An 11,959-nucleotide genomic window follows, 5' to 3' on the forward strand; every position below is an offset into this window, starting at 1 on the left:
GGGCTTGCTCGCGAAGGCGTTGTATCAGTCACATAGCTGTCGACTGACACTGCGCTTTCGCGAGCAAGCCCGCTCCCACATTTGGTTTTGCGGTGTTAGTTAGATCAACGGCTCATCAGATTTTTTGTTCTTCCAGCCATCGTTGCCCGGCAGCAGCAGGTTCAAGCCAATCGCTACCACCGCACATAGGGCAATGCCCTTGAGGCCGAAATCATCCGGGCCGGTGCCGGTGCCGACCAGCACCCCGCCAATCCCGAACACCAGGGTCACCGACACAATCACCAGATTGCGCGCCTCACCCAGGTCGATCTTGTGGCGGATCAAGGTGTTCATCCCCACCGCGGCGATCGAGCCGAACAGCAGGCACAGGATCCCGCCCATCACCGGCACCGGGATGCTTTGCAGCAGTGCGCCGAACTTGCCGATAAACGCCAGGCTGATGGCAAAGACCGCCGCCCAGGTCATGATTTTCGGGTTGTAGTTCTTGGTCAGCATCACCGCGCCGGTCACTTCGGCGTACGTGGTGTTCGGCGGGCCGCCGAACAGGCCGGCGGCCGTGGTGGCAATCCCGTCACCCAACAGGGTGCGGTGCAGGCCGGGCTTCTTCAGGTAGTCGCGACCGGTCACGCTGCCCACTGCAATCACACCGCCGATATGTTCGATCGCCGGGGCCAGGGCCACCGGTACGATGAACAGGATCGCCTGCCAGTTGAACTCCGGCGCGGTGAAGTGGGGCAGGGCAAACCAAGGGGCGGCAGCGATTTTTGCCGTGTCGACCACGCCAAAGTAGAACGACATGGCAAACCCCACCAGCACGCCGGAGATGATCGGCACCAGGCGGAAAATGCCCTTGCCGAACACCGCCACGATCAAGGTGGTGAGCAGCGCCGGCATCGAGATCATCATCGCCGTCTGGTAATGGATCAGCTCGGCGCCGTCACCGGCCTTGCCCATCGCCATGTTGGCGGCGATCGGCGCCATGGCCAGGCCGATGGAGATGATCACCGGCCCGATCACCACGGGCGGCAGCAGCCGGTCGATGAAACCGGTGCCCTTGATCTTCACGGCGAGGCCGAGGAAGGTATAAACGAAACCGGCCGCCATCACCCCGCCCATGGTCGCCGCAAGGCCGAACTGGCCCTTGGCGAGAATGATCGGCGTGATAAACGCAAAGCTCGATGCCAGGAATACCGGCACCTGGCGCCCTGTGACCACCTGGAACAGCAACGTGCCCAGGCCTGCGGTAAACAGTGCGACGTTTGGATCAAGACCTGTGATCAGCGGCATCAACACCAGCGCGCCAAATGCTACGAAGAGCATCTGTGCGCCGGACAGGATCTGGCGCCAAAGCGGGTCGTTGAATTCATCCTGCATGCTCACGCGTCCTTCTGCTTGGTGCCGAAGATCTTGTCACCGGCATCGCCCAGGCCTGGGATGATGTAGCCGTGCTCGTTCAGGCGCTCATCGATGGAGGCGGTGTAGATCTGCACGTCCGGGTGCGCTTTCTCGACGGCAGCGATGCCTTCGGGAGCGGCCACCAGCACCATAGCGCGGATGTCCTTGCAACCGGCCTTTTTCAGCAAGTCGATGGTGGCAACCATGGAGCTGCCGGTGGCGAGCATCGGGTCGATGATCATGGCCAGGCGTTCGTTGATTTCCGGAACGAGTTTTTCCAGGTACGTGTGGGCCTGCAAGGTTTCTTCGTTGCGGGCCACGCCGACGGCGCTGACCTTGGCGCCCGGGATCAGGCTGAGCACGCCTTCGAGCATGCCGATACCGGCGCGCAGGATCGGCACCACGGTAATTTTCTTACCGGCGATTTTCTCCACCTGGACGGGACCGGCCCAACCGGGGATCTCGTAGCTTTCCAGGGGCAAATCCTTGGTGGCTTCGTAAGTGAGCAGCGCTCCGACTTCCTGAGCAAGCTCACGGAAATTCTTCGTGCTAATGTCGGCACGGCGCATAAGGCCGAGTTTGTGTCGGATCAGCGGGTGGCGGATCTCGCGAGTGGGCATGGGAAAGGCTCCGGCGGCGGGCAAAAAAACCGGCCTAGATTAATCTATCCGAGGGTGTTGTCCTATAGACATCAAGTACGTTAGTCCATAAAGGCTTGAACGTTGCGCCTCACATGCGTACCTTTGCCCGCTTTTCTTGCCACAGCACCCCCTTGGAGAGCGCCATGTCCGCTGATCTCGAGCATATCCGTCAAATCATGCGCGAGGCTGACTGCCTGTACACCGAAGCGCAAGTCGAAGAAGCGATCGCCAAGGTCGGCGCACACATCACTCGCGAGATGGCCGACACCAACCCGGTGGTCTTCTGCGTGATGAACGGCGGGCTGATCTTCGCCGGCAAACTGCTCACTCACCTGCAGTTCCCGCTGGAAGCGTCCTACCTGCACGCCACGCGCTATCGCAACGAAACCAGCGGCGGTGACCTGTTCTGGAAAGCCAAGCCGGAAGTCTCGTTCATCGACCGTGACGTGCTGATCATCGACGACATCCTCGACGAAGGTCACACCCTGGGCGCGATCATCGACTTCTGCAAACACGCCGGCGCACGCAAGGTGCACACTGCCGTGCTGATCGACAAAGACCATGACCGCAAGGCCCGCCCGGACCTGAAAGCCGATTACGTCGGCCTGCCGTGCATCGACCGTTACATCTTCGGTTACGGCATGGACTACAAAGGCTACTGGCGCAATGCCAACGGAATTTTCGCCGTCAAGGGGATGTGATTGATGACCCGCTTTCTGGATCAGACGCTGTTCGCCGAATTGACCGAGAAAGCGGCCGCCAGCCCGCGTGGCCGGCACCATCACAACTTCCATCAGATGGATGAGCCCTGCCATCGCCTGGCCGTGGGCCTGCAGCCCGACACCTATGTGCCGCCGCATCGGCACCTGAGCGCCGACAAGGCGGAAACCCTGCTGGTGCTCCAGGGCAGCCTGGGCCTGCTGGTGTTCAGCGACACCGGTGAAGTTATTGCCAAGCGTGTGATGCAGGCGGGCAGCGCGTGTGCCGGTGTCGACCTGCCGCCAGGGGTGTTCCACGGCTTGGTGGTGCTGGCACCGGATACAGTGATGTTCGAGTGCAAAGCCGGGCCTTATCGGCCGGTAGGCGAGGGCGAATCAGCCAGTTGGGCGCCCCGCGAGGGCGATGCCGGCGTGGTCGAGTATCAGCGCTGGATGCTTGCCCAGTTCGATTGAGCTACAGTGCTGGGTCATCTCCCATGGAGCGGCCCATGAGCCTGTTGATACGCACCTGCGCCGCCCTGGCGCTGACCCTCAGTTTGCCCCTGGCCGCCGCGCCTGCGCCGATGCACAGTCAGTTCCTGCCGTCGGACGACCTTACCCTGCGCGCCGAGACGCCCGACCAGCAGCAGTTGCTGCAAGTCACTGAATACGCGGTGGTGGTCGGCAACCAGCGTCAATCCAACCAGCAACCGATCCCGGTGACTTCGCCGCTGATGATCCGCCTCAAAGGCAAGCCCCTGAACAAGGGCGCGACCATCGCCCAGGTGGTGCTCAACTTCGACGCCGAAAGCAAAAGCCTGAAAAAGCCTGCATACGACGACAAGAGCAAAACCTTGACGTTGTCCTATCCGGTGGCCCAGTACCGCGTGATCGTCGACCTGCTGCGCAATGACACTGTGTATGTGCAATTCCTCAGTTATGCCAATGGGCATATCTGGGCGGATTTGCACACCGGTGTCGTTCGTTCCAAGCAGTGACAGCGCTGCAGAACACAGGTGGGAGCTGGCTTGCCTGCGATGGTATCGCCTCGGTTGTACTGACAGTCCGAGTTGGCTGCATCGCAGGCAAGCCAGCTCCCACATTGAACGTGTGTTGCTTCCGCAGCGTTCGCCCCGCAGGTAAACTGCGTTTCCCGTGTAAATGTCTGCAGGCTGGAGTCGGTAATGCGTAAAGATAAGAAACAGGTGATTGGTGACGAGATCGGCGACGATCAGATCAAGTTGTTCCTGGACTTCGAGCCGGTCGACGCGACTTCACCGTCCCTGCACAAACTGATCAAGGCTTACCGTGGCCTGCGTATCGACGATTTCGAACGGTTCCTGGGCTTTTTCAAGGAAGCCGGCCTGGACCTGGACGGCAAGGACGAGCATGGCCAGACCTTTGTCGACCTGATCAAGGACCAGCGCAACGCCGCCGAGTACATCGAGCTGATCGATAACGCGCGCAGCTGATTATCCCGGCCATAAAAAACGCCCCGTTCTCAGGCCGAGAGCGGGGCGTTTTTTATTGCAGCACGGCCTTAAGCGTAGCTTTCGGCTTCGTTGCTTTGCTCAACCAGTTCCAGGCTGATGTTGTTCTGCGCGTTGATCTTGCGATACAGCTCGGCATCGGTCTCCAGGACCTTTTCGCGAGCCGGGAAGATCTCGTGCAGCTTGGTTGCCCACTCGCCTGCAGCTTTTTGTGGGAAGCAGCGCTCGATCAGTTCCAGCATGATCGACACGGTCACCGAAGCGCCAGGGGAGGCGCCCAGCAGTGCCGCCAGTGAACCGTCCTTGGCCGCGACCAGCTCGGTGCCAAATTGCAGCACGCCGCCTTTTTTCGGGTCTTTCTTGATGATCTGCACCCGTTGGCCGGCCACTTCCAGGCGCCAGTCCTCGGCTTTCGCTTCAGGGTAGAAGCGGCGCAGGGATTCCAGGCGCTGCTCCATGGACTGGCGCACTTCGCTGACCAGGTACTTGGTCAGGTCCATGTTGTCGCGGGCCACGGCGAGCATCGGGCCGATGTTGCCGGCACGGATCGACAGAGGCAGGTCGAGGAACGAGCCGTGCTTGAGGAACTTGGTGGTGAACCCGGCGTATGGCCCGAACAGCAGGGACTTCTTGCCATCGACCACGCGGGTGTCCAGGTGCGGCACGGACATCGGCGGCGAACCCACGGCGGCCTGGCTGTAGACCTTGGCCTGGTGGTGCTTGACCACTTCCGGGTTGTCGCAACGCAGCCACTGGCCACTGACCGGGAAACCGCCAAAACCTTTGCTTTCTTCGATGCCCGAGGCTTGCAGCAACGGCAGGGCCGCACCACCGGCGCCGAGGAACACGAACTTGGCGTCCACCTCGCGGCTGTTGCCGCTGTTGACGTCCTTGATGCTCACGGTCCAGCCGGCGCCGTTGCGCTTGAGGCCGGTCACGCGCTTGCTGTACTTGACCTGGGCATCCGGCGAACTGGTCAGGTGGCTGAGCAGTTGGTTGGTCAGGGCGCCGAAGTTGACGTCGGTGCCGTTCATCACGCGGGTGGCAGCGATTTTTTCGTCGAGCGGGCGGCCCGGCATCATCAACGGCATCCACTCGGCCATCTCATTGCGGTCTTCGGTGTAGTGCATGTCCGAGAACGCGTGGTGCTGGCTGAGGGATTCAAAGCGTTTCTTGAGGAACGACACGCCTTTTTCGCCCTGCACGAAGCTCAGGTGCGGGACTGGGCTGATAAAGGACTTGGACGAGCCAAAGGTGCCCTTTTTGGTCAGGTACGCCCAGAACTGCTTCGAGACCTCGAACTGGGTGTTGATGTGCACGGCTTTCTTGATGTCGATGGAGCCATCGGCGGCCTGCGGCGTGTAGTTCAGCTCACACAGGCCGGCGTGGCCGGTACCGGCGTTGTTCCACGGGTTGGAACTCTCCGCGGCACCCGAATCCATCAGCTCAACGACTTCCAGCTTGAGGCCGGGGTCGAGCTCTTTGAGCAATACGGCCAGGGTGGCACTCATGATGCCGGCCCCTACCAGTACTACGTCGACTGCTTCGTTATGCGCCATTTAACGCGTCTCCAAAATCTGCAGCACCAAATTGACGGCATGGCTGCCAGGAGTGACGGGGCGGTTCACGTGTTGCCCCAGGTTACCCATGGCCAGGATCGCCATGTCCGATTCGCAATTCTTTGCAATTTCAGCGCACGCTTCCTGCCGGCTAATCTGCCTATGAACGCATTCATGGGCGCCTGTGGCAATTCGACTTATGGTCAAAGCGTGCGATTCGTGCAACCAATCCGTAGCGGACAGGCTCAAGCTCCGGTTGTTGAGGAGTACTCGGTCCTGTGTGGTTGGGCTGTTCCAGACGCTGATGGTGCTTGTACAAACGCCAAACTATTCATTTGCTCGCCACACTCTTGTGAAGTTGTGAAAACCCGTTTTTTTCACGCTCTTTTGAAGACGTGAACCTCAAAAAAGGGCTGCCCCAGCCTGGCACCTGGCCCGCACAACCTTTGCCGAGACGCGGCAAGACGGGCAAACAACTCAAGTGGCCGAGCGCAATGGCAGCTCTGGCAGATTCGGTAAAGAGGGGTGGTTTGCAAAGAAAACAGCAAGCGCGCCAGCTTCACTCGATCTGTGTGGGCGGCTCTCTGTGGGCGATTCTTGAGGTTAATGCCGAGGCATTAACGATGCTGCGAGGCCCGATCAGGAGACGTCCTTATAATCGGGGGGAGATTGTAGCGAAGAACGCCAAGGAAATGGGCGTGTTTTATGACTTTTATTAGGACTTCGGTCAGGCGGCCAACGGCTGGTGGCGGGGCGACCGCGCAGGGCGCGGGCTGACGCGTGCGCTGGCCGGCAATGGGTGGTGCATCCAGCTCAGGCGAATCTCTTCGATTTCTACCCAGCCTTCGCCGACCGGAGGCTGGTGGCACTCTTTAAAGGCCTGGCAGCGACCTTGCACATCGAGCAGGGCGAACTGGCGAAGGGCGGGCTTGCGGGTAAACAGAGACCAGAGAAAATGCATGGCGATCAACCTCCTGAGATTGGGGCCAAGCATGCCCGCATGGGATGACGAGCCCGTGTAACGGCTGTGACATCTGGGTTACAACGAACCGCGATCTCGGCTACAGGTCACAGGTTGTAACTGGCGCTAGTTCCGCGCAGTGGCGCCCCGCTATACTGCCGGCCTGTCGGTACCTGATTTCTGGAGAGAAGAGCATGTTGCAACGCCTGTTGTTCGGTTTGATCACTGTGACCAGCTTGACCCTGGTTGGCTGCGCCAACAGCCCGCAACAACTGAGCCCTGAGCCGAAAATCACCACGCAACTGGCTCCGGTGGGCCATGGCCAGCCGGTGTCGGTGCGGGTCGTGGATGGTCGTCCGTCGCCAACCCTGGGTTCCCGTGGTGGCCTGTACCCTGAAACCGCCCTGGTGTCGGTGAACGGCCAGGATGTGTTGCCCAAGCTGCAGGCCCAGGCCGAAGCTGCCGTGCGTTTGCTGGGTTTCACCCCGGCCAATTCGCCGGGCGCGCCTCAACTGACCATTACCCTGGCCGAGCTGAAGTACCAGTCGCCCAAGGAAGGCCTGTACGTGACTGAAGCCTCGATTGGCGCGACGTTCAAGTCCGACGTCACTGCCGGCACGCATCGCTACAGCGGCCGCTACGGCGCTTCGCTCAACCAGCGTTTCGGCATGGCGCCGAACCAGGAAACCAACACCAAGCTGGTCAGCGACGTGCTGAGCGATGCCTTGACCCGCCTGTTCAAGGATCCAAGCATCGGTTCATTGCTCAGCTCGCAATAACCGCTTACTTAAAAAGCCGGGCTCAGCGATGAGCCCGGCTTTTTTTCGCCTTCAGTTTCATGCGGCGGTGTCGATACAGAAATCCAGCAGGCTTACCCCCGTCAACCCATCGGCCTCTGGCAGGTCCGCATGCTGATGCCCGCCCAGGGCGCAATACACCAGCCAATGGCGGTCCTGGACGTTGAACGCCAGGCCGCCGATCAGCGCCTCTTGCTCATCGCTGGGGGCGATCAGATACAACCGATCCTGGTTTTGCGCGTGCAGCATGACAAGCTCCCGAACGTTCGAAGGGCAACAGAGTGGCCTGTTAAGGTGACGTTCAGGTGACGCTGTAAATTACTGGATACATTAGCCGTTCATGGGGGAGGGAGCATTTTCGGGCGCTGGAGGCCACTATCGTTCAGGTTTGTATCTGAATTGATACCAAGACACTGTATTCCTGAGGTTTGCGATGGCGCTGCCCGCACTATTGATCAATGCTGTGGCTTTATTGGTGGCCTGCCCTGGGGCGGCCCTGCTGTTTTTTACCCGCCTGCGCGAACAGCGCGCGATGGCCGACCTGGCCGCGCAAAGCGAAGACCGCGCGATCGACCAACCGATGCTGTTTCTGGATGTGCGCACCGAACGGGCGCATCGACTGGCTTATCGCGTCGGGTTCGCCTGCCTGGGGTTGGCACTGGCCACCTCGTGGCTGAGCACCCACCTCTGAAAAAACCGCTGAACAAATGTGGGAGCGGGCTTGTGTGGGAGCTGGCTTGCCTGCGATAGCATCACCTCAGTGTGACTGATACACCGAGGTGTCTGCATCGCGGGCATGCACGGCTCCTATACAAGCCCGCTTCTACACAAGCAGGTTCGTACAGCGGTTACAGTGGAATTCCCGCCTTGACCCGATATTGATTGCGCACCGGTGTTGCATATTGCACCACCAGGAACGGCCGGTGCTCGGCCGGGCATTCGTTCAGGCGCCGCTCCCATTCAGCCTTGGCCTTGGCCAGTTCGTCCGCTGGGAACACCTCGGCCGCCGTCGGCACCTGCAATTGCGGGTCGGCGTCGCTCCATTGCTGATACGCCAGGTAGTGCACCGGGAACAGCCGGTAACCGCCGAGAATCTGCCGGTCCATTTCCACCGCCAGCAGCTTGGTGTCTTCGAAACGCTCGGTGATCGGCGGCGCGAAGTTGATGTGCACCCGGCCCTTGTAGCCGGTGATACCCAAGGCAATGCTCACGTCATCTTCGCCCGGCGCCTTGGTGTAGGTGCCGGTTGTGGCGCGGATATACAGCTCGCGGGCCTTGGCCGCGTCGCATGGGTCGTACTCGTAGCTGATGGACACCGGCGTCAGGTTCAGCGACTGGATGACCTCGGCAAACGGCTCGTCCTTGCGACTGACGTGGAACATCTTGAGGATCGCCGACTCGGTGCGATCATCCCCATCCTTGGCGCGGCCTTCGGCCTGGGCGATCCAGATGGACTGGCAGTCGTTGCGGATCGAATGGTTGATGTAGGCCGACAGCAGGTTATACGCCGCCATCTTCTCCTTTCGCCCGGTGATCGAGCGGTGCACGATAAAGCTCTTGTTCAAGCGCATCAGGTCGCTGACAAACGGCTTTTGCAGCAGGTTGTCGCCGATGGCGATGCGCGGCGTCGGCAGGCCGGCGTGGTACACGGCGTAGTTGACGAAAGCCGGGTCCATCACGATATCGCGGTGGTTGGCCAGGAACAGGTAGGCGATGCCGGACTTGAGCTGCTCGACGCCGGTATAGGTCACGCCGTCGGTCGCCCGGTCGATGGTGTGATCGACGTAGTACTCGACTTTGTCCTGCAGCGTGGCCACGGTAGTGACGCCGGCGAACTCACGGCGCAATTTGCGGGCGATCATCGGCTTGAGCAGCCAGCCCAGGGCGCCGGCAAAGCGCGGGAAGCGGAAGTGGGTCAGGATGTCCAGAAAGGCCTTGTCACTGAACAGTCGGGCCAGCACTGCCGGGACTTCGCTGTCGTTGTAAGGTCGGATGGTATCGAATTCGCCCATCATGCTCTCTTGTTAGAAACGGCTAGGGTAAGTAGAGGAAATACCAGGGGGCGGCCGGAGTAATGGGCTCGGCCGAACGATAACCCTGTAAATAGACCGGCGATTATACGCACAAGTCACCTTGGAGGCTGCGATGCTGGAAACCGCGACGTACGATTGTCCTTATTGTGGTGAAGTGGTCGAGACAACGGTGGATTTATCGGGCGGCGATCAGATCTATATAGAAGACTGCCAGGTGTGCTGCCGGCCGATCACCTTCGTTCTTCAGGTCCATGATGAAGAATGGATGCTTGAAACCCGTAGCGAAAATGAATAGCGGGGACGCCCATGCAGCGAATCTACGAACCGGAAAACCTGATGGAAGGCGAGCTGTTGCAACAGATGCTCGCCAGCGAAGGTATCGAAGCGCACCTGGTGGGCCGCCATTTGCTCGGCGGCACCGGCGAGCTGCCGATCTTCGGCCTGCTGGGGCTGGAGGTGGACAACGACCAGGCCGCCTACGCCCGCGAGCTGATTACTGCCTACATCGGCGCGCAACCGCTGCCCGGCGATGAACCCGACAGCTTCCCCGGCGTGCTGGTCTGTTAGGCTGTCGGTCGGTTTACCCAAGAGTCGTGTTGCCCCATGTGTGGACGTTATGCCCTGTTTCGCTGGAACCCCACCTTTGCTGCCTTGCCGGGCTTTCCGGCGGACCAGCAGGCCCAGTGGAACATCTCCCCGAACGATTCGGTGCTGATCCAGCGCCAGAGCGAAGGCCAGCGCACCCTGGCTCGCGCCCGCTGGGGCCTGACGCCGCCATGGCTGACGGACCTGTCCCGCACGCCGGCTCATGCCCGCGCCGAAACCCTGGCCGAACAACCGATGTTTCGCGAAGCGTTTCGCCAGCGCCGTTGCCTGCTGCCCGCCAATGGTTTCTACGAATGGCGCGGTACCCAGCGCAAACGCCCCTATTGGTTGACGCCGGGCGAGGGCTCCACGTTGTTTTTTGCTGCGATCTGGGAAGCCTACCCGGTGCAGGAGCAGGTGTGGCTGAGCACGGCGGTAGTGACGCAAGCCGCGCAGAGTCAGCGACGACCATTGATCCTGGACGCTGCCGGGCAGGCCGCCTGGTTGGATCCGGAGACCCCACTGCATGTGCTGCAAGGCCTGCTGGCCAGTGAGCCCGTCGCGTTGCGCGAGCGGGTCCTGGCCAATATGGTCAACGATCCCAAACTCAACGGGCCGGAGTGCCTGACCCCGGCGTGAGCCTGGGGGTTATGGGGTGTAGGTGCGGGCCTCATCGCAGGCAAGCCAGCTCCCACATTTGGATCTGTGAATACACTCCGATGTGGGCGCTGGCTTGCCTGCGACAGGGCCCTCGAGACCGCCAAAAGCTCAACCTTGAACGGATGGATCCGCGGCGCCGCCGCAGTATGGGCGTGTGGGATGTATCCGAAAATGAGTGGTTAAACGTCTGTTGTATCTGGCGTCGATACACACGAGCGCCTACGATACGCGCCATGTTTTCAGGGAGAGCGTTTATGAAGAAATCATTGGCGGTAAGTGTGTTGGCGGCAGCGGTGTTGCTGGCCGGGTGCCAGTCGGTCAATACCACCAGCGGCGGCGCCGTTGGGGTAGAGCGCAAGCAATACATGTTCAGCATGCTGTCGAGCCAGGAAGTCGACCAGATGTATGCCCAGTCCTACCAGCAGACCCTGGGCGAAGCCAGTGGCAAAGGCCTGGTGGACAAGACCAGCGCCAACGCTAAGCGCGTGCAGGCGATCGCCAACCGCTTGATCGCCCAGGCGCCCACGTTCCGCCCCGATGCGGCGCAGTGGAAGTGGGAAGTGAACCTGATCAAAAGTGATGAGATGAACGCCAACTGCGGGCCTGGCGGCAAGATTTTCGTGTACAGCGCGTTGATCGATAACCTCAAGCTCACCGATGACGAACTGGCCGCGGTGATGGGTCATGAAATCGCCCACGCCTTGCGTGAACATGGCCGCGAAGCCATGTCCAAGGCCTACGGGATCGAGATGGCGAAGCAGGGCGCCGGCGCGTTGTTCGGCCTGGGCCAGGACAGCCTGGCACTCGCGGACACGGTGGCCAACTACGGCATGACCTTGCCCAACAGCCGCAGCAACGAAAACGAAGCGGACCTGATCGGTCTGGAGCTGGCGGCGCGTGCCGGCTACAACCCGAACGCCGCCATCACGCTGTGGAACAAAATGGCCAAGGCTTCCGAAGGCGCGCCACCGGAGTTCATGAGTACTCACCCGGCGTCCGACAGCCGGATCGCCTCGTTGCAGGCGGCAATTCCGAAGGTGATGCCGCTGTACCAGCAAGCCAAGAAATCTTGATTAAACGCTGAACCTTTGTAGGAGTCCGGCTTGCCGGCGATGGCGTCCTGAAGATAGCTATAGCCGG

At 60.7% G+C, this 11,959-nt stretch carries 17 protein-coding genes; 11 read left to right on the forward strand and 6 right to left on the reverse strand.

The annotated features are described in order from the left end of the window. Nucleotides 1-99 precede the first annotated feature (99 nt). Together QMX97_RS29395 and upp are read right to left on the reverse strand one after the other, a co-directional pair. On the reverse strand, nt 100-1,374 hold the full coding sequence (locus tag QMX97_RS29395) for a uracil-xanthine permease family protein (RefSeq protein WP_058422983.1): 1,275 nt from the start codon (nt 1,372-1,374) through the stop codon (nt 100-102). A 2-nt stretch (nt 1,375-1,376) separates the two neighbouring features. After that, entirely contained in the window at nt 1,377-2,015 is a 639-nt protein-coding gene (gene upp / locus QMX97_RS29400) for a uracil phosphoribosyltransferase (protein WP_024073483.1), read from the reverse strand. 164 nt (nt 2,016-2,179) lie between these two features. Here upp and QMX97_RS29405 point away from each other — a divergent pair, with 164 nt between their 5' ends. From QMX97_RS29405 to QMX97_RS29420, 4 genes are all read left to right on the forward strand, one after another. Continuing rightward, on the forward strand, nt 2,180-2,737 hold the full coding sequence (locus QMX97_RS29405; protein WP_025856323.1) for a hypoxanthine-guanine phosphoribosyltransferase: 558 nt from the start codon (nt 2,180-2,182) through the stop codon (nt 2,735-2,737). Between the two features lie 3 nt (nt 2,738-2,740). Then, nucleotides 2,741-3,208 (forward strand): WbuC family cupin fold metalloprotein, encoded by a 468-nt coding sequence (locus QMX97_RS29410; RefSeq protein ID WP_282398070.1) that lies wholly within the window; start codon nt 2,741-2,743, stop codon nt 3,206-3,208. Between the two features lie 35 nt (nt 3,209-3,243). Further along, complete coding sequence (locus QMX97_RS29415) at nt 3,244-3,732, forward strand: hypothetical protein (RefSeq protein WP_262135578.1); 489 nt, start codon at nt 3,244-3,246, stop codon at nt 3,730-3,732. Nucleotides 3,733-3,918: 186 nt separating this feature from the next. Continuing rightward, complete coding sequence (locus tag QMX97_RS29420; RefSeq protein WP_065900748.1) at nt 3,919-4,206, forward strand: PA4642 family protein; 288 nt, start codon at nt 3,919-3,921, stop codon at nt 4,204-4,206. A 68-nt stretch (nt 4,207-4,274) separates the two neighbouring features. Here the strand turns inward: QMX97_RS29420 and mqo are convergent, their stop codons facing one another. After that, nucleotides 4,275-5,783, reverse strand: a complete 1,509-nt coding sequence (mqo, locus tag QMX97_RS29425; protein ID WP_065900751.1) for a malate dehydrogenase (quinone) — start codon at nt 5,781-5,783, stop codon at nt 4,275-4,277. Between the two features lie 395 nt (nt 5,784-6,178). Between mqo and QMX97_RS29430 the strand changes: the two genes are divergently transcribed. Continuing rightward, nucleotides 6,179-6,502: a hypothetical protein gene (locus QMX97_RS29430; protein WP_157955102.1), complete on the forward strand. Its 324-nt coding sequence runs from the start codon at nt 6,179-6,181 to the stop codon at nt 6,500-6,502. 8 nt (nt 6,503-6,510) lie between these two features. Here QMX97_RS29430 and QMX97_RS29435 read toward each other — a convergent pair whose 3' ends face one another. Continuing rightward, on the reverse strand, nt 6,511-6,744 hold the full coding sequence (locus tag QMX97_RS29435; RefSeq protein ID WP_065900757.1) for a hypothetical protein: 234 nt from the start codon (nt 6,742-6,744) through the stop codon (nt 6,511-6,513). A gap of 194 nt (nt 6,745-6,938) precedes the next feature. On the opposite strand from QMX97_RS29435, the gene QMX97_RS29440 reads away from it, so the two are divergent. Further along, nucleotides 6,939-7,523 carry a YajG family lipoprotein gene (locus QMX97_RS29440; protein ID WP_282398071.1) on the forward strand — a complete coding sequence of 195 codons (585 nt, stop codon included), beginning with the start codon at nt 6,939-6,941 and terminating at the stop codon, nt 7,521-7,523. Nucleotides 7,524-7,580: 57 nt separating this feature from the next. Here the strand turns inward: QMX97_RS29440 and QMX97_RS29445 are convergent, their stop codons facing one another. Beyond that, on the reverse strand, nt 7,581-7,790 hold the full coding sequence (locus tag QMX97_RS29445) for a hypothetical protein (protein ID WP_065900761.1): 210 nt from the start codon (nt 7,788-7,790) through the stop codon (nt 7,581-7,583). Between the two features lie 184 nt (nt 7,791-7,974). Between QMX97_RS29445 and QMX97_RS29450 the strand changes: the two genes are divergently transcribed. Beyond that, complete coding sequence (locus QMX97_RS29450) at nt 7,975-8,232, forward strand: hypothetical protein (protein ID WP_282398072.1); 258 nt, start codon at nt 7,975-7,977, stop codon at nt 8,230-8,232. 157 nt (nt 8,233-8,389) lie between these two features. On the opposite strand, the gene QMX97_RS29455 is transcribed toward QMX97_RS29450, so the two are convergent. Further along, nucleotides 8,390-9,553, reverse strand: coding sequence for a 1-acyl-sn-glycerol-3-phosphate acyltransferase (locus tag QMX97_RS29455; protein ID WP_177343919.1), 1,164 nt, complete (start codon nt 9,551-9,553; stop codon nt 8,390-8,392). A gap of 133 nt (nt 9,554-9,686) precedes the next feature. Between QMX97_RS29455 and QMX97_RS29460 the strand changes: the two genes are divergently transcribed. The 4 genes from QMX97_RS29460 to QMX97_RS29475 all read left to right on the forward strand — a co-directional run bounded on the left by QMX97_RS29460 (nt 9,687) and on the right by QMX97_RS29475 (nt 11,892). Continuing rightward, on the forward strand, nt 9,687-9,869 hold the full coding sequence (locus QMX97_RS29460) for a CPXCG motif-containing cysteine-rich protein (protein WP_106805139.1): 183 nt from the start codon (nt 9,687-9,689) through the stop codon (nt 9,867-9,869). A gap of 11 nt (nt 9,870-9,880) precedes the next feature. Next, nucleotides 9,881-10,141: a DUF2007 domain-containing protein gene (locus QMX97_RS29465; protein ID WP_282398073.1), complete on the forward strand. Its 261-nt coding sequence runs from the start codon at nt 9,881-9,883 to the stop codon at nt 10,139-10,141. A 36-nt stretch (nt 10,142-10,177) separates the two neighbouring features. Beyond that, nucleotides 10,178-10,798, forward strand: a complete 621-nt coding sequence (locus QMX97_RS29470; protein ID WP_065900768.1) for an SOS response-associated peptidase — start codon at nt 10,178-10,180, stop codon at nt 10,796-10,798. Nucleotides 10,799-11,073: 275 nt separating this feature from the next. After that, the gene (locus QMX97_RS29475; protein WP_065900771.1) at nt 11,074-11,892 is read left to right on the forward strand and encodes a M48 family metallopeptidase; all 819 of its coding nucleotides are present in this window, start codon (nt 11,074-11,076) and stop codon (nt 11,890-11,892) included. Nucleotides 11,893-11,959: the final 67 nt, after the last annotated feature.

The sequence above is a fragment of the Pseudomonas sp. PS01298 genome (assembly GCF_029959745.1).
In the GTDB taxonomy this organism is placed as follows: domain Bacteria; phylum Pseudomonadota; class Gammaproteobacteria; order Pseudomonadales; family Pseudomonadaceae; genus Aquipseudomonas; species Aquipseudomonas aylmerensis.